Genomic DNA, 20,674 nt, shown 5'->3' with positions numbered 1-20,674 from the left:
TTGCGGCCCCGTTGTCCGAGATGAGAATACTCATATCGATGTGTTGCATGCAGTACCGGAGCGGTGCCGAGTTGTTTGTGCGCGACATGGCACTGGCCCTGCACAGACGGAGGCACGATGTCATCCTGTACTCCCCCATCATGGGGGACATGGTGGACGAACTGCGGGCCGTCTGCATCGCCTGCGTGACAGAACTCGCGCTGGTAACGGCTGCACCGGATGTCATCATCGGCAACACGCGAGACGAAACTGTCGCCTGCATGGCCCGGTTCCTTGGGGTACCAGCGCTCTCGATCTGCCACGACCGCACAGCGTCACACGGACGTCCGCCCTTGTTCGGCCGCATCCGACAGTACGTTGCCGTCGATGAAAATTGCGCGCAACGGCTCTGTCTGGAACACGGCATCGCACGGTCGTCTATCAGGCTCGTATCCAACGGCGTGGATCTGGCGCGCTTTCAGCCACGCGCACCACTGCCGGACAAACCAGTGCGCGCCGCCATCTTCAGCAATTACTCAACGAACCACGAGGAAACCGCAACCATCCGTGCGGCCTGCCAAGCCCATGGCATTGAGCTGGAGGTTATCGGCTCAGGAGTGGACCGGCAGGCCAGATCCCCGGAACAGGTCCTCGCGCAATACGATCTTGTCTTTGCCAAAGCCCGTTGTGCCATGGAGGCCATGGCCATAGGGTGTGCCGTCATCCTGTTCAATGAAAACATGGGCATGGCCGGTATGGTGACCACTGCCAACGTCCAGGCATGGCAGCCTTGGAATTTCGGTCGCCGCCTTCTGCAAACAGAAGTCTCGCACGCCAACGTGGTCGATGCGATCGCCAACTACAGCGCTGCCGATGCGAAGTCCGTGAGCGATTTTGTGCGTGCGAACCTATCGCTGGACGCAACAGCGCATCAACTAGAGAGCATCGCCCTCCACATCGTGGAGGATGAGCCGAATCACCCGCCCATGGCACCTGCCGATGAGATTGGAGAATTCGCGCGCCACTGCATGGACAACCTGCTCCCCTATGGCAGCGCCCATCAAGCGGTTCAAACGGGCATGATGCAAGAACGCATCGAGGCCCGAGACGCTGTCATCGCTGCGCAGCAGGAACAACTCACACGGCTGGCCCGGCAGCTTGAGACGAATGCCAAAGACGCGCGGGACGCCTGCTCACGCGAGCTGGTCACCACGATCAACCAGCTCTACGAGCGGGAGCGTCATGTGAATGCGCTGCTTGCCAGCAGAAGCTGGCGTGTGACAGCCCCCCTGCGCTGGTTGGCGGCAAGACTGGGAGTGAGATGAATCCCACACACTCCTGCCATGCCACGAACACCCTTGCGATCCCGCCATGAGACCTCTTCTGCTTGTCGCGCACCCGGGCCATGAACTGCGCATCATCCAATGGGTTCACAGAACCAGGCCCCATATCGTCATGCTGACCAATGGGGAAGGTTCCATCGGGCAGCCACGCCTCGAGCATTCGCTCCAGCTGCTTGAGCCCATCGGTGTACAGATACGCAATGACTGGCTTGCCTCCGTTCCTGACTCCCATATCTATGGCGCGCTGCTGGGCACGGCCCCCTCACCGTTCGGAGCCTGGCTCACCCGCTTGGTCGACCTGGGAATGCAGGGCCAATTCGACACCGTTGTCGCGGACCAGGCGGAAGGCTACAACCCAAGCCATGATCTATGCAGAGTGATGGCAAACTGCCTGGTGGACAGATTGCGCAAATCGGGCAAGTCAGTCAGAAGCCTGGAGTTCCCCGTGGTGGGTCCATCATGTGATCCCGACAGGCAAAGCGAGGTGGAGGACACGGTGATCCTGAGCCCAGCCGAACTCAGGCACAAGCTTGCCCTCATGCATCTCTACGCCCAGCGCACCAGCCCGGTGCTGAAGCAGGAGCTGGACGCCATGCTCGCCTCCTTCGGAGAAGAGTCCTTTGGCAAGGAGTACCTCTACCCTGCCTCACGTACGCCCTATGAGCTTGACGAGATGCCCACGGTATTGCCCGAGTTCGAGCGCATCGGCGAAGAGCGCTTTCGCGCCGGCGTCTATCGACATGTGATCCGGGCAGAGCATCTGCGGCGACTCGTGCAAGACATGACAAAGCCATGCTGATGCCATGAGCACCATGCCGCACAAGACACGCATTGCCATCATCGGGTATGGCCGGTTTGGCCGAATACACGCCAGGCGTGTTCGCGTGCATCCCGCGTTCGAGATCGTATGCGTGGTCGACCCCCTGCCGCATGCGCGCGATGCCGCACATGCCGCCGGATTCAAGGCTTTTGCTCGCCTGCAGGACATGCCGCGGGGTGTAGAAGTTGCTGCCGTGGTCACTCCCTACGATACGCACGCAGAGGTTGCGATCAGGTTGATGCGCATGGGCATCGACGTCCTTGTTGAAAAGCCGCTTGCAGCAACCGAAAGGGATATCGATGCACTGCTCGAAGCAGAATGCACAAGCCGCCGCCTGCTTTGCACCGGGCATGTCGAGCGCTTCAATGAGTGCCTGAGCATGCTGCCATGGACGCACACACCGCAAAGCCTGGCATTCACCCGCTGCTCAAGCGCTTCATCCGGAAGCAGATCCATCGCTCTGGATCTGATGGTTCACGACCTGGACACCGCCTCCCTGCTGCTGGGTGGCAAGGACCGTGAGGCATTCACCATCGTCGACGTACGACAACGAGACCAGAGATTGGATGCCCAGGTAATTTTTTGCGGAACACCGATGAACTTCAGTGCGTGGCACGGCGCTCCGAGCTCCGATGCTCGGCTGTCATGGCAAGAGACGGACGTACGCCATGAGTTTTCCCTCCGTCAGCCCATGAGTCCAGACGGTGTGGATGCATTGACTCTTCAGTACACCGCATTCCAAGAACGACTTCACGGGGCACGGACACACCCTGCCATCGCCAGCGCGGCAGATGGCGCGGCTGCGGCACGCCGGGCCATTGCCATCGAGTCCTGGCTATGAGAGTGCCGTTCTTCCGCAGCCCGTGGCAGGCACCAGAGCTCGCACAGCGCATGGGACTCCGTTTTGCGGACGTGCTGCAGAGTGGCCAGTACATACTGGGCTCGCAACTGCAACAGTTCGAACGAGCTTTGTCGGAGCGCTTTCCCTGCGGGCACCAAGCAGTTGCAGTGAATTCCGGAACGGATGCCCTCGTACTCGCCCTCCATCTGTTGGGACTGCAAAGCGGTGATGAAGTCCTGCTTCCCGCAGGCACGTTCATCGCTTGCTTTGAGGCTGTCGTGCGCACAGGCCTTACGCCCGTGCTGGTGGACTCGCCAGTGGATGATTTTGTCTGTGGCGCCGAACAGTTCAGCGCCGCCATCACCCCACGCACCCGAGCCATCGTGGCCGTCCCCTTGTTCGGGGATACCTGCGCTACTCCAGCCATTGCCAGGCTCTGCAAAGATCGGCGAATCGCACTCGTCGAAGATATTGCACAAGCTCTGGGTGCTCGAGCATACGAAGCGAATGGACACGGGATCCATGCAGGCGCAATGGGCGACATCAGCACGCTGAGCTTCTATCCCACAAAGACATTGGGAGCGGCAGGCGACGCGGGAGCGTTGATCAGCCCCCATGCACATCTCATGGACAGGGCTCGGGCCTTGCGTAATCACGGTCGCCGTCACGGACTGCACGACGAAGTGGGCTTCAACAGCCGCATGCATGAGTTGCAAGCGACCCTTCTTCTCGAAGGTATCTCATTGCTTGATGACTGGCTGCAAGAACGCTCCTTCATCGCACGCCAGTACCTGGAGCAATTGGCCGATCTGCCAGGCATAGTCCTGCCTCATGACCGTGACGGACATGCATGGAACTACTTTGTCCTGCGCAGCAAGCATCGCGATGAATTGAAATCCGAGTTGCACCGCCAGGGCATAGACACACGCGTCTACTACGACCCGCCCATCCACCAACAGCCAAGCTATCTACAACGCTTCACCCCCCTTCACCTACCCAATATCCAGAGTCATGCGCGGCAATCCTTGGCACTGCCCCTGTTCCCCGGGATGACGCCATCAGAAACGGCCTCGGTGATCGGCGCAGTACAAGCGGCAACACGCCGCACGCAGTGACAGGCCGCTCATTGGCAGAACAACATTGAATTCAGGAAGCAAACATGAATCAACAAAGAATGAAAGGCCCGGACGCCAACGATGTGGCCGAGTGGCGGTTTTCAGGCAGCAAGGACAGGCAGACAACTTATGCCAACTGGGACCTGGCTCCCGGACCCGGCATTGACGGAGTGCTGGTCAAGCAGATCACCAACGTGCTCACCGATGATGGTACGTTGACCGAAATCTATCGCCAAGACTGGAAGCTGGACAACCTCCCCGTTGAGCAGGTATTCCAGAAGATCATCTCGCCAGGCGGCATCTCCGCATGGCACGCTCATCGCAAGGCGACGGACCGCCTTTTCTGTGGATATGGTCGCATCAAGGTTGTCTTGTATGACGCGCGCAGACAGTCACCTACCGTAGGACAGCTGTCGGTTCATCGCCTGGCCCTCGAGCGCCCTGCCCTGCTCGTGGTTCCACCGGGTGTGTGGCATGGTGTGCAGGCGGTCTCCGATACGCCGGCCATTGTCGTCAACGCGGTCGACATTGCATATTCCTATGAAGACCCGGACCACTGGCGCCTGCCAAGCGATGCCGCCGAGATACCATTCCGGTTCACGCACAGGAACTGAGCGCCACGGCGCCCCTCCACCCACATGCCTCGCGTATCCATCATCATGGCCGCATATGGCCGCCCGCATCTGCTGAAGTGGGCAATCCAGTCTGTGCAGCGCCAATCATTCGTGGACTGGGAACTGCTTGTCGTGTCGGACGCCTGCCCCATGGGTACACGGGCAACGGTAGAACATTTCGCCGAGAGCGATCCTCGTGTCCACCTTGTCGAGCTCGCACGCAACTGGGGGGAACAATCGGGGCCCAACAATGCCGGACTTGCCCGGTCGAGTGCGCCCTTGGTTGCGTTTCTCAACCAGGACGACCTCTGGTTTCCAGATCACCTGCAAGTGCTGCTCGACTGGATGGATGCGGCTGGCGCTGATATCGCACTCGGTGCGAGTGCTCACATGGGTATCGTGTCAAACGATACCGAGCGCTTGAACTGGCCCAGTGGCCTGGCGGGTATTGGCGTCCGTGGACGCTATTGCCCAGTCAAGACCTTCTCACCCATGTCGGCCTGGCTGGTACGACGCAGCTGTTTCGAACGCATCGGTTTGCTGCCAAGTGCAAGAGATTGCATCGCTGAATCGTCTCAGACGTGGCTCTTCAGAGCCTGGCGCAACAGGCTTCACATTGCCACCTGCCCCGAGCTCACCAGCTTGATATTCTCATCAGGTTCACGCGCAGGCTCCTATCAGTCCAAAGATAGCGCGGAGCAGGAACACTTCGGCCAGCAGTTGCAAAGCAATCCCTATCTGCGCTCGCAGCTGTTGATCCACGCACATGCAAGTTACGCACCCCAACCCAATCCTCGCAAGGAATTCGCCAGCTACCACTTCAAACGCTTGCTCGCGTTCCTGGGTCTGTCTCCCCGCACCTGGGAGTTCTGGCGCAAGCATGGTCGCAGCAAAGGTGACTACATAGAGCAGTTGCGCAGCGTTCGCGGGCTGGGTCGCAAGCGACTCGACGAGTCCGACTACCCTCGCGCTCTCCTGCGACAAGCCATGGAGCGCCATTGCCAAATCAACATCGGTGAGCGTATCGACTGCAACGACGCAGGAGAAGGTGGCCGTTTCTTGATGAGCGGTTGGCATGCCCCCGACGGAGAGGGCTGTCTCATGCAAGCGAACATAGTTTCTCTGTGCATGCTGGTTCGCGACAGTGAAGTGCGGGCAAGCAGATTGACCACGGTGTGGGTACTGCCACCCGGCACCATACTGTATGCAAGCGCCAATGGCGAAGGCATTCCGCTCGTGGACACGCAGCCTTGCCAGACTCCCCTTGGAGCAACCAGGTGGTGTTGGAGCATTCCCGAGCAAACGGGCTCGGCGAAAAGCATGGATTTCATCATTCACACGCCAACGCCGGGAGCGCGGCTCGTGCAGATGTGGCTGGAGTAAGTCGCTTCCGGCGCCTACTGCAACGTTTCCTTGAGCGCATCCGGCAGCACGAAGGGCATCACGTCGATGCCTTCCTCCATCAGCTCCGCCGTCTCCTCGGCAGTAGCGTGGCCCCGGATGCCGCGCTCTGGCGCGTCGCCGTAGTGCATGCGGCGGGCCTCGTTGGCGAAGCGCTCGCCGACGTTCTCGGTGTTGGCAATCACATGTCTTGCGACGCGCAGCCACGCTTCCTGCAATTCCGCGGGCATTTGTGGAGGGGGAGCGACCTGTGCCGCGACAGGTGCTCGCTGCCCGGAGTCCGCCGGCATCGGCACGCCATCCCTGCGGGCCGCCGCCGTGTCATGCGCAGCGGAAGACTTCAGGTTCAGGCGCGGTGCACTCAGGCCCTTGCGGACATCGGCACGGCCGCACATCGGGCATTGCACAAGCCCTCTCTCAAGCTGGTTCTGGAAGTCGTCTTCAGATGCGAACCAGCCCTCGAATCGATGGTCTGCACTGCACAGGAGATCAAGCACCTTCATAGTCGACTTTTCAGGGAGGCCTCACAGGGAGAGAAAACAGAAACCGGATGCGGCCATGGTAGCACCGCCCGCATTCCTGCGAGGCTCGTGCGGCTCTGGCGCCAGCGGCCTGCGGGAGGGGGCGTCAACCCCTGCGACGCATCAGGTAGCGATAGACGAATCCGGGAAACGCCAGCGTCAGGAAGAGCGTGGCCGTGATGGCGTAGAACTCCCATCCCTGCGGTGCGTTCTGGCCCGCACGGCGCTCAAGCGCCATGGCCAGCAAGCCGACGATGAAGTACAGGATGATGAGTTCGAGCAGGCGAATGAAGAAGGGCTTGGCGCCCTGCCTGGGATGCGGCCCCACGAGCATGAGGCGCTGAGAAAGGAAAGGCCAGTTGGCGGCAGCGAATGCAGCCAGGATCACGAGCCAGATGGCTGCGGTCTGTGACATGGGACCTTTCCTTGATCTCGGGTGAGGCTGTCAGGCCTCAGGTTGCGAGGGCGCGGACGATGGCGTCTGCGCACAGGCTCATCAGTCCGCCGGGCAGCAGGCCCAGCACCAGCAGGGCCGCCGCGTTCAGCGTGAGCACGGTGCGCACGTCCAGCGGAGCGGACACATTGGTCGCGGTGAGGGGCTTGTCGAAGTACATGACCTTCACGACGCGCAGGTAGTAGAACGCACCGATCAGCGACATGACCACGGCAAACACCGCCAGGGCGATGTGCGAGGTCTCACCCGAGGAGACCAGGGCCTGCAGCACGGACAGCTTGGCGTAGAAGCCCACCATCGGAGGAATACCGGCCATTGAGAACAGGCACAGCGCCATCACCCCGGCATACAGCGGGCTGCGCTGGTTCAGGCCTGCGAAGTCGGAGATTTCCTCGCTTTCGAAGCCATCACGCGCCAGCAGCAGGATCACACCAAAGGCCGCCAGCGTGGTCAGCACATAGGTCACCACGTAGAACATGGCGGAGCTGTAGGCATTCTCGACGGCGCTCGTATCCACGTTACCGTGGATCACGCCGGACATCAGGCCCAGGAGCACGAAGCCCATCTGAGAAATGGTCGAATAGGCCAGCATGCGCTTGATGTTGGTCTGCTGCAGACCCGCAAGGTTACCGATGAGCAGCGAGCAGACCGCCATCACCATCAGCATCTGCTGCCAGTCGAAGGCCAGCGGCAGCAGGCCATCCACCAGCAGGCGCATGGTCATGCCGAAAGCCGCGAGCTTGGGGGCGCTGCCGATCAGCAGCGTAATGGCTGTAGGAGCACCCTGGTAGACGTCCGGAACCCACATGTGGAAAGGAACCACGCCGAGCTTGAAGCCAAGGCCGGCCACCACGAACACGGTGCCGAACACCAGCACCTGGTGACGGATCTGGCCGCCGTTGATCGCCTGGAACACCTGGCCGATGTCCAGCGAACCGGTTGCACCGTAGATCATCGACAGTCCGTACAGCAGGAAACCGCTGGCCATCGCGCCGAGGACGAAATACTTCATCGCGGCTTCCACCGATTGCGAGTGGTCGCGGCGCAGGGCCACCAGCGCGTAGCTGGCCAGAGTCAGCAGTTCGAGGCCGAGATAGACGACCAGGAAGTTGTTGGCGCCGATCATCACGAACATGCCGAGCAGCGACAGCAGCGACAGCGTGAACATTTCACCGCCGCGCAGCATGTCGCGGTCGGCTGCGTAGGGACGGCCGTAAACCATGGTGATCATCATCGCCACGGCAGCGAAGCACTTGAGCCAGCTACCCATGGAGTCGCTCACGACCATGTTGCCCCAACCGTAGAAGGTGGTGCCGTTGCGCGCATACATGGCCTCGAGCACGGCCACGACAACGAGCGTGAGCAGCGTGAGGATGTAGGTCGGAGTGCGGGTCCTGCTCTTGACGCCCAGGTCGACCAGCGCGATCACGCAGGCCATGACCAAGAGAACGATCTCCGGATAAATTGCCAGCCAGCTGATGTTGTCAATCATTTCTTATCTCTCAATCCAGTCTGGTCAGTTCAGTTTCGACTGCGCCACATGCTTGATCAGCTCGGCAACCGAAACATCCATCACATCGGTGAATGGCTTCGGATACAGGCCCATGTAGAGCACGGCAATCGCCAGAATCGCCAGCACCAGGAACTCGCGGCAACCGATGTCCTTGAGTTCGGCCACATGGTCGTTGGCGACGGGACCCAGGTAGACGCGCTTGTACATCCACAGTGTGTAGGCAGCGCCGAAGATCAGGGCCGTGGCAGCGCCAAGGCCAATCCAGAAGTTGAACTGCACGGCACCCAGGATCACCATCCATTCGCCCACGAAGCCGGCCGTTGCGGGCAGGCCGCAGTTGGCCATCGCGAACAGCAGAGCGAAGGCCGCAAACTTGGGCATGGTGTTGACCACGCCGCCGTAGGAGGCGATTTCACGCGAGTGAACGCGGTCGTACAGCACGCCGATGCAGAGGAACATCGCGCCCGAGACAAAGCCGTGGGCAATCATCTGCACCAGGGCACCGGAGATGCCCAGGTTGTTGAAGATGAAGAAGCCCAGCGTCACGAAGCCCATGTGCGCGACGGACGAGTAAGCCACCAGCTTCTTCATGTCCTTCTGCACCAGGGCCACCACGCCCACGTAGATCACGGCGATCAGCGACAGCGTGATCATCAGCGGAGCGAACCGGTGTGCCGCATCGGGGGCGATCGGCAGCGAGAAGCGCAGGAAGCCGTAGGCACCGAGCTTCAGCATGATCGCGGCCAGCACGGCGGAACCGCCGGTGGGCGCTTCCACGTGCACGTCCGGCAGCCAGGTGTGCACCGGGAACATCGGCACCTTCACCGCAAAGGCGGCCAGGAACGCGAAGAACAGCAGGGCCTGGGCCGTTGCCGACAGCGGCAGGGCATGCCATGTGGCGATGTCGAAGCTGCCGCCCGAGGCGTTGTACAGGTAGATCAGCGCGATCAGCATCAAGAGCGAGCCGAACAGCGTGTACAGGAAGAACTTGAACGCCGCGTAGATGCGGTTCGGGCCGCCCCAGATACCGATGATCAGGTACATCGGGATCAGCGTGGCTTCGAAGAACACGTAGAACAGAATGCCGTCCAGTGCCGTGAACACGCCGATCATGATGCCCGAGAGGATCAGGAACGAAGCGAAGTACTGGTTGACGCGCTCGGTGATGTTCTCCCACGAGGCGATCACCACGATCACCGTGATGAAGGCGGTCAGCGGCACGAACCAGAAGCTCAGGCCATCAACGCCCAGGTGGTAGTGCACATTGAAGCGCTCGATCCACATGGCCTTCTCGACGAACTGCGCAGCGGCAGTCGTGTTGTCGAAGCCAGTGAACATGGGCAGCGTGACCGCCAGCCCGACCAGCGCACCGATCAGCGCGATCCAGCGCACCATGGGTGCCTGGCTGTCACGCCCGAAGAAAAGGAGCAGAACGCCAAAGGCGATCGGTGCCCAGATTGCAAGACTCAACAATCCCATTTTTATATTTCTCCTACTACTTGTTGAGCCACACGAAGTACGTCATGAGCGCGAACACACCCAGGATCATGACCAACGCGTAGTGATAGAGATAACCGGTCTGCCAGCGGCGAGCCAGTTCACCCAGCTTGGCCATGAGCTTCCATGAGCCATTGACGACTGCGCCATCGATGATCGCCTGGTCGCCGACCTTCCAGAAGAAGGTACCGAACGCACGGGCACCACGGGCGAAGATGTTTTCGTAGACCCAGTCCACGCCGTACTTGCCTTCCAGCACCTGGTACAGGCCGATCTTCTTGGAGAACGACATGATGGCCGCCGGAATTTCAGGCTTGAGCATGTAGAACACATACGACACGACCACACCAGCCAGCGCCAGCCAGAACGGAGCCGCGGTGAAACCATGCAGCGCCATCGGTACCCAGCCATGGATCTCTTCGGCCAGTTCGGCCATTGCGTGGTGCTTGGTGCCGTCAACGGTGATCACACCCTTGAAGAAGTCACCCAGAACCATGGGCGCGAGTGCCATCGCACCGATCACCACGGAAGGAATGGCCAGCAGAACCAGCGGCAGCGTGACCACGGCGGGCGACTCGTGCGGCTTGGCATCGTGGCCATGGCCGTGGTGGTCGTCGTGCGCATGATGGTCGTCATGGTGCGCATCGGGATTCTGGTCGTAGCGCTCCTTGCCGTGGAAGACGATGAAGTACAGGCGGAACGAATAGAACGCGGTGATGAACACGCCCGCGAGCACCGCGAAGCTGGCGAAGCCGGCGGCGGGTAGGTGCGAAGCGTGGACCGCCTCGATGATCGCATCCTTGGAGTAGAAGCCCGAGAAGAACGGCGTGCCGATCAGCGCGAGATTGCCCAGCAGGAAGGTGATCCAGGTGATCGGCATGTACTTGCGCACGCCGCCCATCCAGCGGATGTCCTGATTGTGGTGCATGCCCATGATCACGGAACCCGCGCCAAGGAACAGCAGCGCCTTGAAGAACGCGTGCGTCATCAGGTGGAACACGGACACCGAGTAGGCCGACACGCCCAGCGCGATGGTCATGTAGCCCAGCTGCGACAGCGTGGAGTACGCGATCACGCGTTTGATGTCGTTCTGGATGATGCCCAGGATACCCATGAACAGCGCGGTGATCGAGCCGATGACGAGGATCAGGTTCAACGCCACATCCGACATTTCGTACAGAGGCGACATGCGCGAAACCATGAAGATACCCGCGGTCACCATGGTCGCCGCGTGAATCAGCGCGGAGATCGGTGTCGGGCCTTCCATCGAGTCCGGCAGCCATGCATGCAGAGGGAACTGGGCCGACTTGCCCATCGCGCCCACGAACAGGCAGATGGCGGTCACGGTCACCAGCAGCCAGCCGGTGCCCGGCAGTGCCGTGTTCTGCAGTTCGGGCAGCTTGGCAAAGATCTCCGAGTAGTTCAGCGTGCCGGTGTACGCGGCGATCAGGCCGATGCCCAGGATGAAGCCGAAGTCACCCACGCGGTTGACCAGGAACGCCTTCATGTTCGCGAAGATCGCGGATTCCTTCTTGAAGTAGAAGCCGATCAGCAGGTACGACACCAGGCCCACCGCTTCCCAGCCGAAGAACAGCTGCAGCAGGTTGTTGGCCATCACCAGCATCAGCATGGAGAAGGTGAACAGCGAGATGTACGAGAAGAAACGGTCGTAGCCGTCGTCTTCCGCCATGTAGCCCATGGTGTAGATATGCACCATCAGCGACACGAAGGTCACCACGCACATCATCATGGCGGTGAGGCTGTCGATCAGGAAGCCGACTTCCATCTTGAGGCCGCCCACCACCATCCAGGTGTAGATGGTTTCGTTGAACTTGGCGTCATCGAACACGACCTGCTTGAACACATAGGCGGACAGCAGGAAGGAAAGCAGAACGCCCAGAATCGTCAGCGAGCTGCTGCCGGTGCGGCCGATCTTGTTGCCGCCGAAGGCGGTACCCCAGATACCCGCCAAGGCTGAGCCGACCAGCGGTGCCAGGGGCACTGCCAGCAGCATGGATGCATTAAGGGTTTGACTCATTCTTCAGAACCTTTGTTATGCGCCTCAACCCTTGAGGGTGTCGAGATCTTCAGCGTTGATGTTGCGGTTGTTGCGGAACAGCAGCACCAGAATCGCCAGACCGATGGCCGACTCCGCGGCGGCCACAGTCAGGATGAAGAACACGAATACCTGGCCATGCATGTCGCCAAGGTAATGGGAGAACGCGACGAAATTCATATTGACGGCCAGCAGCATGAGCTCGATGGCCATCAGCAGAACGATGAGGTTCTTGCGATTGAGGAAGATGCCCACCACCGACATGGCGAACAGCATCGCGCCCAGTGCCAGGAAGTGACCCAACGTCAAAGTCATTATTTCTTCTCCTCTGTGGTGGGTTCAGCTTGTGGCGCAGCGGGGGCGACAGCCTTCTGCACGGCGTCCATCTTCACGATCTTCAGGCGATCGGAAGCGCGCACGCGGATCTGCTGCGACGGGCTGACGGCCTTGCTGTCCTTGCGATGGCGCAGGGTCAGAGCAATGGCAGCAATCATCGCAACCAGCAGGATCACCGCGGCGATCTCGATGGGATACAGGTACTCGGTATAGAGCAGCTTGCCCAGTTCCTTGGTATTGGAATAAGGGATCACCTTGCCCGCGGCATCGACCACCACGGCCAGCGCCTTGGGCTCTTCCATGCCGCGGAAACCGGTCATCAGCACCGCGCCCATCTCGAAGGCCACCAGGGCACCGATGAAGGCCGCCAGCGGGAAGTGCCGCCAGAAGCCCTTTCGCACCGTGTCGATGTTGATGTCCAGCATCATCACCACGAACAGGAACAGCACCATCACGGCACCGAGGTACACGAGCACCAGAGCGATGCCGAGGAATTCGGCCTTCAGCAACAGCCAGATGGCGGCCGCCTGCGAGAAGGCGAGAATCAGATTGAGCACAGCGTGAACCGGGTTGCGCGCCGTGATCACCCGGAAGGCTGCGAACAGCAGCACTGCCGAGAACAGGTAGAAAAATGCGGTTTTGGCGTCCATGAATCGAATCTTCTTTGTTTGATCAAGGAGCCGCTTCAGCGGTACTTGGCATCTGCTGCCTTGTTGGCAGCGATTTCGGCTTCATAACGATCGCCAACGGCCAGGAGCATGTCCTTGGTGTAGTACAGATCGCCACGCTTTTCGCCGTGGTATTCGAAGATGTGCGTCTCGACGATGGAGTCCACCGGGCAGCTTTCCTCGCAGAAACCGCAGAAGATGCACTTGGTCAGGTCGATGTCGTAGCGCGTGGTGCGGCGGGAGCCGTCATCGCGCACATCGGACTCGATCGTGATGGCCATTGCCGGGCAGACTGCTTCGCACAGCTTGCAGGCAATGCAGCGCTCTTCGCCGTTGTCGTAACGGCGCAGTGCGTGCAGGCCACGGAAACGTGGCGAAAGAGGCGTCTTCTCTTCAGGGAACTGCACCGTGATCTTGCGACGGAAGGTGTAGCGGCCGGTCAGCGCCATGCCCTTGACGAGTTCCACGAGCATGAAGCTCTTGAAGAAATCCTTGACGGAGAAAGCAGACGCAGGAGCAGTAACGGTAGTCATTCTTGTCCCCGCTTATTTCCAAATGTTCCAGGGCGACAGCAGCCAGCCAGCAATCACGAGCAGCCAGATCAGAGTCACCGGGATGAAGATCTTCCAGCCCAGGCGCATGATCTGGTCATAGCGGAAGCGCGGGAAGGTAGCGCGGATCCAGATGAACATGGATACCACGATGAAGGTCTTGATCGCCAGCCAGATCCAGCCGGGGATGAAGCCCAGGAAGTCGAACGGAGGCAGCCAGCCGCCGAGGAACATGATCACGGCGAGGATGGACACCAGCCACATGCTGGCGTATTCGGCCAGGAAGAACACGGCAAAGCCCATGCCCGAGTACTCGACCATGTGGCCGGCCACGATTTCCGCTTCGCCTTCGACCACGTCGAACGGATGGCGGTTGGTCTCGGCCACGGAGGAGATCAGGTAGACGATGAAGATCGGCAGCAGCGGCAGCCAGTTCCACGACAGGATGCCCGCACCCATGGCCGCGAAAGTGCCCTGGCTCTGGCCGGCGACGATTTCGGTCAGGTTCATCGAACCCGACACCATGATCACCACCAGGAAGCAGAAGCCCATGGCGATTTCATAGGACACCATCTGCGCGGAAGCACGCAGCGCGCCGAGGAAGGCGTACTTCGAGTTCGAGGACCAGCCGGCGATGATCACGCCGTAGACTTCGATCGAGGTGATCGCCATGATCAGCAGCAGGCCGGCATTCACGTTGGCCAGTGCGACATCGGGCGCGAAGGGAATCGCCACCCAGGCGGCCAGGGCCGGCATGATGGCCATCAGCGGGCCCAGGTAGAACAGGCCCTTGGCAGCCGCCGTCGGCTGGATCAGTTCCTTGGTCAGCAGCTTCAGGCCGTCGGCCAGGGGCTGCAGCAGGCCCATGGGGCCGACGCGGTTGGGACCGAAACGGATCTGCATGAAGCCGAGCAGCTTGCGCTCCCACAGCGTCAGATACGCCACGGCGCCCATCAGCGGGGCCACGATGCAGACGATCTTGAGCAAAATCCAGAGGACCGGCCATACCACGCCTGTCCACCAGGCCGCCTGAATGGCGTTCAGGCCGCCGTTGTAGATTGCGTCAATCATTGGGCAGCTCCTTTCAGTGCTGCACGACCGTCAGCAGTCAGTTGCAGCGAAGGTGCGCGGCGCACCAGGCTGTCCAGTTGGTAGATGCTTGCAACGCACGGTTCGGCGGATGGGGCCTTCTCGGCCTTCAGCGGCGCCTTGGTGGCGTTGTTCAACAGCTCGGCGGGAACCGAGGTCACTTCGCCGGCCTGCTTGCCCGTGATGCGGGCCAGCACGTCCTGCGAGGTCTCGTAGTTCATGTCCTGCAGATCCATCAGGTTGCCCAGAACACGCAGAACCTTCCATGCGGGACGCGCGTCGCCTGCAGGCTTGACCACGGCGTGGAAGCTCTGCACGCGGCCTTCCGCGTTGACGAAAGTACCTGCGGTTTCGCTGAACGGAGCGATCGGCAGCAGCACATCGGAGAATTCCATGTTGGCCTTGAAAGGGCTCATGGTCACCACCATCTGTGCGTTGTTCAGGGCCGACTTGGCCTGTGCGCCTGCGGAGGAGTCGAACTCCGGCTCGGTGTTCAGCAGCAGCACGGCCTTGAGTGCGCCCTGCAGCATCTGGCCGGCATTCAGCCCGCCCTGCTGCGGCTGGGCCTTGGCCCACTGCGCGCCCACGGTGTTGGCTGCTTCGGTCAGATAGCCGACGGATGCGCCCGTCTGCTCGCCGATGAACCGGGCCAGTGCCAGCAGGTTCGATGCGTTGGCGTGATGCGCCGCGGCATTGCCCAGCAGGATCGCCTTGCGCTCACCCGACAGCAGCGATGCAGCCACGGCACGCGCACCTTCGCTCACGCTTTCCACGGCGATCGGTGTCGGCATGGACTTCTCCGCGGCCACGGCGGCAGCGATCTGAGCCAGTGCGTCGGTCCACAGGGCGGACGGAGCCACGATGGCCTGCGCCACCGGCATCGCCCAGTCGTGGACCGAGGCGTTGATGACGTTCACGGCGCAGCCCTTGCGGGTGGCCTGGCGGATGCGCTGAGCGAACAGCGGATGATCCTTGCGCAGGTTGGAACCCACTACCAGCACGGATTGCAGCGTCGACAGCGAAGCGATCGACGTGCCCAGCCAGCGCACACCCTGGGGCGCTTCGAATTCCGAATTGCGCAGGCGGTAGTCGACGTTGTCGCTGCCGATGCCGCGCACCAGCGAACCGGCCAAGTACAGCTCTTCCAGCGTGCTGTGCGGGCTGACCAGCGCACCGATGCTGTTGGCGCCATGGTCGTTCTTGATGCCGCGCAGGCCGTTGGCCACGTATTCCAGAGCGGTCTGCCAGTCGACTTCCTTCCACTCGCCGCCCTGCTTGAGCATCGGGCTGGTCAGGCGCTCTTCACCGTTCAGGGACTCGTAGGAGAAGCGGTCACGGTCGGCAATCCAGCACTCGTTGACTTCTTCGTTCTCGAACGGAACGACACGCATCACCTTGTGGTTCTTGACCTGGACGATCAGGTTCGAGCCCGTGGAATCATGCGGCGATACCGACTTGCGGCGCGACAGTTCCCAGGTACGGGCGCTGTAGCGGAACGGCTTGCTCGTGAGTGCACCCACGGGACAGATGTCGATCATGTTGCCCGAAAGCTCGGAGTCGACCGTGTCGCCCAACACCGTGGTGATCTCGGAGTGCTCGCCACGGTTGATCATGCCGAGCTCCATCACGCCGGCCACTTCCTGGCCGAAGCGCACGCAGCGGGTGCAGTGGATGCAGCGGGTCATCTCCTGCATGGAGATCAGCGGGCCGACGTCCTTCACAGGAACGACGCGCTTTTCCTCTTCGTAGCGCGAAGTGGAGCCACCGTAGCCGACAGCCAGATCCTGCAGCTGGCACTCGCCGCCCTGGTCGCAGATCGGGCAGTCCAGCGGGTGATTGATCAGCAGGAATTCCATCACCGATTGCTGGGCCTTGATGGCCTTCTCGCTCTTGGTGCGGACGATCATGCCCTGCGTGACCGGCGTGGCGCACGCAGGCATGGCCTTGGGCGCCTTCTCGACGTCCACGAGGCACATGCGGCAGTTCGCCGCAATCGACAGTTTCTTGTGGTAGCAGAAGTGAGGGATGTAGGTGCCCGCCTTCTCAGCCGCATGCATGACCATGCTGCCTTCGGACACCTCTACCTTCTTACCGTCCAGTTCAATTTCAACCATATGCTTTTCTCGCGATCCGGCGGCTTATGCAGCCTGCTTGGAAGCGTTCTGGATCTTCGCTTCAAACTCGTGACGGAAGTGCTTGATCATGGCGCGCACCGGCATTGCAGCCGCATCGCCCAGCGCACAGATCGTGCGGCCCATGATGTTCACCGACACCGAATCCAGCAGTTCGATATCTTCCGGACGGCCTTCACCGTGCTGAATGCGGTTGACCACGCGCCACAGCCAGCCCGTGCCTTCGCGGCAGGGGGTGCACTGGCCGCAGGACTCGTGCTGATAGAAGTACGACAGGCGCAGCAGGCTCTCGACCATGTCGCGCGAATCATCCATCACGATCACGGCGCCCGAGCCCAGCATGGAGCCGGCCTTGGAGATGGAGTCGTAGTCCATCGTGCATTCCATCATGATGTCGGCGGGCAGCACGGGCGAAGACGATCCACCGGGGATCACGGCCTTGAGCTTGCGGCCGGTGCGCACGCCGCCCGCGAGCTCGAGCAGCTTGCTGAACGGTGTGCCGAGCGGAATCTCGTAGTTGCCCGGCAGGTTCACGTCACCGCTCACCGAGAAAATCTTGGTACCGCCGTTGTTGGGCTTGCCGCACTCGAGGTAGGCCTGCCCGCCATTGCGGATGATCCACGGCACGGCCGCGAATGTCTCGGTGTTGTTGATGGTCGTCGGCTTGCCGTACAGGCCGAAGCTGGCAGGGAACGGCGGCTTGAAGCGCGGCTGCCCCTTCTTGCCTTCCAGCGATTCGAGCAGCGCGGTTTCCTCGCCGCAGATGTAGGCGCCGAAACCATGGTGCGCATGCAGTTGGAAGCTGAAGCTGCTGCCCATGATGTTGTCGCCGAGGTACCCGGCTGCACGGGCTTCCTCCAGAGCGGCTTCAAAGCGCTCGTAGACCTGGAAGATCTCGCCGTGGATGTAGTTGTAGCCCACCGAAATGCCCATCGCATACGCGGCAATGATCATGCCTTCGATGACGATGTGGGGGTTGAACATCAGGATGTCGCGGTCCTTGCAGGTACCCGGCTCACCCTCGTCCGAATTGCAGACGAGGTGCTTCTGGCCGGGGAACTGGCGGGGCATGAAGCTCCACTTGAGGCCCGTGGGGAAGCCCGCGCCGCCACGGCCGCGCAGGCCGCTTTCCTTCATGGTGGCGATGACCTGGTCCTGCGTGAGACCCTCGCCGCCATCCTTGCCGAGCAGCTTGCGCAGCGCGACGTAGCCGCCGCGCGCTTCGTAGTCCTTGATGGACCAGTTGCTGCCGTTCAGGTCCGCATAGATCTGCGGATTGATGTGGCGGTCATGGAAGCAGGTCTCGACACCGGTGGCGGCGAACTTGTTCAGGACGGCATTGGCTGCTGCATTCATCATGCCTTGCCCTCCGCAGCCTTGAGGCCGTCGATCAGTTCGTCGAGCTTTTCATTGCTCATGAAGCTGCACATGCAGCGGTCGTTCACCAGCATCACGGGCGAATCGGCGCAAGCGCCGAGGCATTCCGACTGCTGCAGCGTGAACAGGCCGTCGGCCGTGGTCTGGCCCATCTTGATGCCAAGCCTGTGCTCGAGATGGTGCAGCGCCTTGTAGCCGTCGCGCAGTTGGCAAGGCAGGTTGGTGCAGACGTTGAGCTTGTACTTGCCGACAGGCTGCTGGTTGTACATGTTGTAGAACGTGGTGACTTCGTGCACCGCGATCTCGGGCATGCCGAGAACTTCGGCGATCACCGCCTCGCTCTCGGCGCTGACCCAGCCCTGCTCCTGCTGGACGATCGACAGGCAGGCCATGACGGCCGACTGCTTCTGATCAGCCGGGTACTTGGCCACCTCACGCGCAAAGCGCTCCTTGGTCGCTTCAGTAATCATCGGTCAACGTCTCCAAACACGATGTCCAAGGTGCTCAGCACCATCACAGCATCGGCCAGCATGTGGCCGCGGCACAGCTCGTCCATGGCGGACAGGTGTGCGAATCCTGGTGGACGGATCTTCAGGCGATAGGGCTTGTTCGCGCCATCGCTGATGAGGTAAATGCCGAACTCGCCCTTGGGATGTTCGACGGATGCATAGGCTTCGCCTTCCGGCACATGGAAACCTTCGGTGAAGAGCTTGAAATGGTGGATCAGGTCCTCCATGTTGCTCTTCATGCCTTCGCGTGCAGGCGGTGCAATCTTATGGTTCTCGGTGATGACCGGGCCGGGATTGGCACGAAGCCAGTCCACGCATTGCTTGATGATGCGGTTGGACTCGCGCATCTCGGCCACGCGTACCAGATAGCGGTCATAGCAGTCGCCCTTGGTGCCGACCGGCACGTCGAAGTCGAGGCGGTCGTAGACTTCGTAGGGCTGGCTCTTGCGCATGTCCCAGGCCAGGCCGGAGGCACGCAGCATCGGACCTGTCAGGCCGAGGTTCATCGCGCGCTCTGCGGTCACCACGCCGATGTCGACGTTGCGCTGCTTCCAGATACGGTTGTCGGTGAGCAGGGTCTCGTACTCGTCGCAGTTCTTGGGGAAACGTGCCGTGAAATCGTCGATGAAGTCCAGCAGCGAACCCTGACGGTTCTTGTTGATCTCCTCGATCGCACGGGCATTGCGGACCTTGCTTGCCTTGTACTGGGGCATGGAATCCGGCAGATCGCGGTACACGCCACCCGGGCGGAAATAGGCCGCATGCATGCGCGCACCCGACACCGCCTCGTACATGTCCATCAGGTCTTCACGCTCGCGGAACGAGTAGATCAGGATGGTGGAGCTGCCGGCGTCGTTGCCCGACGAACCCAGCCACATCAGGTGGTTCATGATGCGGGTGATCTCGGAATACATCACGCGGATGTACTGCGCGCGGATCGGCACCTCGATGCCCAGCAGCTTCTCGATGGCCAGGCAATAGGCGTGCTCGTTGCACATCATCGAGCAGTAGTCCAGCCGGTCCATGTAGGGGAGCGACTGGATGAAGGTCTTGCTTTCGGCGAGCTTCTCGGTCGCGCGATGCAGCAGGCCGATGTGGGGATCGGCGCGCTGAACGACTTCGCCGTCCAGCTCAAGCACCAGACGCAGCACACCGTGCGCTGCTGGGTGCTGCGGACCAAAGTTCAGTGAGTAGTTCTTGATTTCAGCCATGGTCTTCCGTCAAAAAGGCGCTTGCGCGCCTTTCAATGCAGCCCCCCGTAGTTGTCTTCCCGGATGATGCGCGGGGTGATTTCCCGCGGCTCGATGGTCACCGGTTGGTAGACCACACGCGCGGCCTCCGCGTCGTAGCGCATTTCGACATGGCCCGACAGCGGGAAGTCCTTGCGGAACGGGTGGCCGATGAAGCCATAGTCGGTCAGAATGCGGCGCAGGTCATCGTGGCCGTCGAAGACGATGCCGAACAGGTCGAACGCCTCGCGCTCGAACCAGTTGGCACCCGCCCAGATCTCGGAGATCGTGGGCAGCACGGGGAAATCGTCATCCACGCAGAACGCACGCACGCGCACGCGCTGGTTCAGCGTCACGGAAAGCAGGTGCGAGACCACCGCAAAGCGCGGGCCGTCGGTACCCACGCCCGCATAGGCCGAATAGTCCACGCCGCACAGATCCATCAGGATCTCGAACTTGCAGCTGGCTGCGTCACGCAGGGTCTGCATGACTTCGAAATAGTGGGCGGCCGGAACCTCGATGGTCACCTCGTCGAGCGCGATGCTGATGCTGCGCACCTTGTCGCCGAGCACGGAGGCGAGGTTGTCGCGCAGGATTTCAGGGTGAATTGCATTGACAGTCATATTCAC

Annotated in this window: 20 protein-coding genes; 6 read left to right on the top strand and 14 right to left on the bottom strand. The window is 61.1% G+C overall.

Annotation, left to right across the window (positions count from 1 at the left end):
• Positions 1–47 precede the first annotated feature (47 nt).
• Genes H9K76_RS05610 through H9K76_RS05585 form a run of 6 tightly spaced genes read left to right on the top strand, consistent with a single transcriptional unit; the run spans position 48 to position 6,095 of the window.
• Positions 48–1,304, top strand: coding sequence for a glycosyltransferase (locus tag H9K76_RS05610; RefSeq protein WP_187598604.1), 1,257 nt, complete (start codon positions 48–50; stop codon positions 1,302–1,304).
• Between the two features lie 46 nt (positions 1,305–1,350).
• Positions 1,351–2,121 carry a hypothetical protein gene (locus H9K76_RS05605; protein ID WP_187598602.1) on the top strand — a complete coding sequence of 257 codons (771 nt, stop codon included), beginning with the start codon at positions 1,351–1,353 and terminating at the stop codon, positions 2,119–2,121.
• A 4-nt stretch (positions 2,122–2,125) separates the two neighbouring features.
• Positions 2,126–2,983: a Gfo/Idh/MocA family protein gene (locus H9K76_RS05600; RefSeq protein WP_187598600.1), complete on the top strand. Its 858-nt coding sequence runs from the start codon at positions 2,126–2,128 to the stop codon at positions 2,981–2,983.
• The gene (locus H9K76_RS05595) at positions 2,980–4,098 is read left to right on the top strand and encodes a DegT/DnrJ/EryC1/StrS family aminotransferase (RefSeq protein WP_187598599.1); all 1,119 of its coding nucleotides are present in this window, start codon (positions 2,980–2,982) and stop codon (positions 4,096–4,098) included. The genes H9K76_RS05600 and H9K76_RS05595 overlap by 4 nt, the downstream gene beginning before the upstream one ends.
• A 44-nt stretch (positions 4,099–4,142) precedes the next feature.
• Positions 4,143–4,712, top strand: coding sequence for a dTDP-4-dehydrorhamnose 3,5-epimerase family protein (locus tag H9K76_RS05590; RefSeq protein WP_223196278.1), 570 nt, complete (start codon positions 4,143–4,145; stop codon positions 4,710–4,712).
• A 24-nt stretch (positions 4,713–4,736) separates the two neighbouring features.
• On the top strand, positions 4,737–6,095 hold the full coding sequence (locus H9K76_RS05585; RefSeq protein ID WP_187598597.1) for a glycosyltransferase family 2 protein: 1,359 nt from the start codon (positions 4,737–4,739) through the stop codon (positions 6,093–6,095).
• A gap of 14 nt (positions 6,096–6,109) precedes the next feature.
• Here the strand turns inward: H9K76_RS05585 and H9K76_RS05580 are convergent, their stop codons facing one another.
• The 14 genes from H9K76_RS05580 to H9K76_RS05515 form a co-directional block, all read right to left on the bottom strand.
• Entirely contained in the window at positions 6,110–6,616 is a 507-nt protein-coding gene (locus H9K76_RS05580; RefSeq protein WP_187598595.1) for a DUF1178 family protein, read from the bottom strand.
• Positions 6,617–6,740: 124 nt separating this feature from the next.
• Positions 6,741–7,049 (bottom strand): DUF2818 family protein, encoded by a 309-nt coding sequence (locus H9K76_RS05575; RefSeq protein WP_187598593.1) that lies wholly within the window; start codon positions 7,047–7,049, stop codon positions 6,741–6,743.
• Between the two features lie 37 nt (positions 7,050–7,086).
• Complete coding sequence (nuoN, locus tag H9K76_RS05570; protein ID WP_187598592.1) at positions 7,087–8,580, bottom strand: NADH-quinone oxidoreductase subunit NuoN; 1,494 nt, start codon at positions 8,578–8,580, stop codon at positions 7,087–7,089.
• A 24-nt stretch (positions 8,581–8,604) separates the two neighbouring features.
• On the bottom strand, positions 8,605–10,080 hold the full coding sequence (locus H9K76_RS05565; RefSeq protein ID WP_187598590.1) for an NADH-quinone oxidoreductase subunit M: 1,476 nt from the start codon (positions 10,078–10,080) through the stop codon (positions 8,605–8,607).
• 16 nt (positions 10,081–10,096) lie between these two features.
• A complete protein-coding gene (gene nuoL, locus H9K76_RS05560) occupies positions 10,097–12,136 on the bottom strand; it encodes an NADH-quinone oxidoreductase subunit L (protein WP_187598588.1) in 2,040 nt (679 codons plus the stop codon).
• A 24-nt stretch (positions 12,137–12,160) separates the two neighbouring features.
• Positions 12,161–12,469, bottom strand: coding sequence for an NADH-quinone oxidoreductase subunit NuoK (nuoK, locus tag H9K76_RS05555; protein WP_187598586.1), 309 nt, complete (start codon positions 12,467–12,469; stop codon positions 12,161–12,163).
• Positions 12,469–13,140 carry an NADH-quinone oxidoreductase subunit J gene (locus H9K76_RS05550; RefSeq protein WP_187598584.1) on the bottom strand — a complete coding sequence of 224 codons (672 nt, stop codon included), beginning with the start codon at positions 13,138–13,140 and terminating at the stop codon, positions 12,469–12,471. Before H9K76_RS05550 ends, nuoK begins: the two co-directional genes overlap by 1 nt.
• A 35-nt stretch (positions 13,141–13,175) precedes the next feature.
• Positions 13,176–13,691, bottom strand: a complete 516-nt coding sequence (nuoI, locus tag H9K76_RS05545; RefSeq protein ID WP_187598582.1) for an NADH-quinone oxidoreductase subunit NuoI — start codon at positions 13,689–13,691, stop codon at positions 13,176–13,178.
• 12 nt (positions 13,692–13,703) lie between these two features.
• Positions 13,704–14,780: an NADH-quinone oxidoreductase subunit NuoH gene (gene nuoH / locus H9K76_RS05540; protein WP_187598581.1), complete on the bottom strand. Its 1,077-nt coding sequence runs from the start codon at positions 14,778–14,780 to the stop codon at positions 13,704–13,706.
• Positions 14,777–16,912 carry an NADH-quinone oxidoreductase subunit NuoG gene (gene nuoG / locus H9K76_RS05535; RefSeq protein WP_187598579.1) on the bottom strand — a complete coding sequence of 712 codons (2,136 nt, stop codon included), beginning with the start codon at positions 16,910–16,912 and terminating at the stop codon, positions 14,777–14,779. The genes nuoH and nuoG overlap by 4 nt, the downstream gene beginning before the upstream one ends.
• A 24-nt stretch (positions 16,913–16,936) precedes the next feature.
• The gene (nuoF, locus tag H9K76_RS05530; protein ID WP_187600474.1) at positions 16,937–18,286 is read right to left on the bottom strand and encodes an NADH-quinone oxidoreductase subunit NuoF; all 1,350 of its coding nucleotides are present in this window, start codon (positions 18,284–18,286) and stop codon (positions 16,937–16,939) included.
• Positions 18,286–18,777: an NADH-quinone oxidoreductase subunit NuoE gene (nuoE, locus tag H9K76_RS05525; RefSeq protein WP_187598577.1), complete on the bottom strand. Its 492-nt coding sequence runs from the start codon at positions 18,775–18,777 to the stop codon at positions 18,286–18,288. The genes nuoF and nuoE overlap by 1 nt, the downstream gene beginning before the upstream one ends.
• Complete coding sequence (locus tag H9K76_RS05520; protein ID WP_187598576.1) at positions 18,774–20,027, bottom strand: NADH-quinone oxidoreductase subunit D; 1,254 nt, start codon at positions 20,025–20,027, stop codon at positions 18,774–18,776. The genes nuoE and H9K76_RS05520 overlap by 4 nt, the downstream gene beginning before the upstream one ends.
• Before the next feature lie 32 nt (positions 20,028–20,059).
• A complete protein-coding gene (locus tag H9K76_RS05515) occupies positions 20,060–20,668 on the bottom strand; it encodes an NADH-quinone oxidoreductase subunit C (RefSeq protein ID WP_187598574.1) in 609 nt (202 codons plus the stop codon).
• Positions 20,669–20,674: the final 6 nt, after the last annotated feature.

The sequence above is a fragment of the Diaphorobacter ruginosibacter genome, from assembly GCF_014395975.1.
Classification (GTDB): domain Bacteria; phylum Pseudomonadota; class Gammaproteobacteria; order Burkholderiales; family Burkholderiaceae_C; genus Diaphorobacter_A; species Diaphorobacter_A ruginosibacter.
Note: the sequence above shows the minus strand (reverse complement) of the source record. Positions and strands in the feature narration are given on the sequence as shown.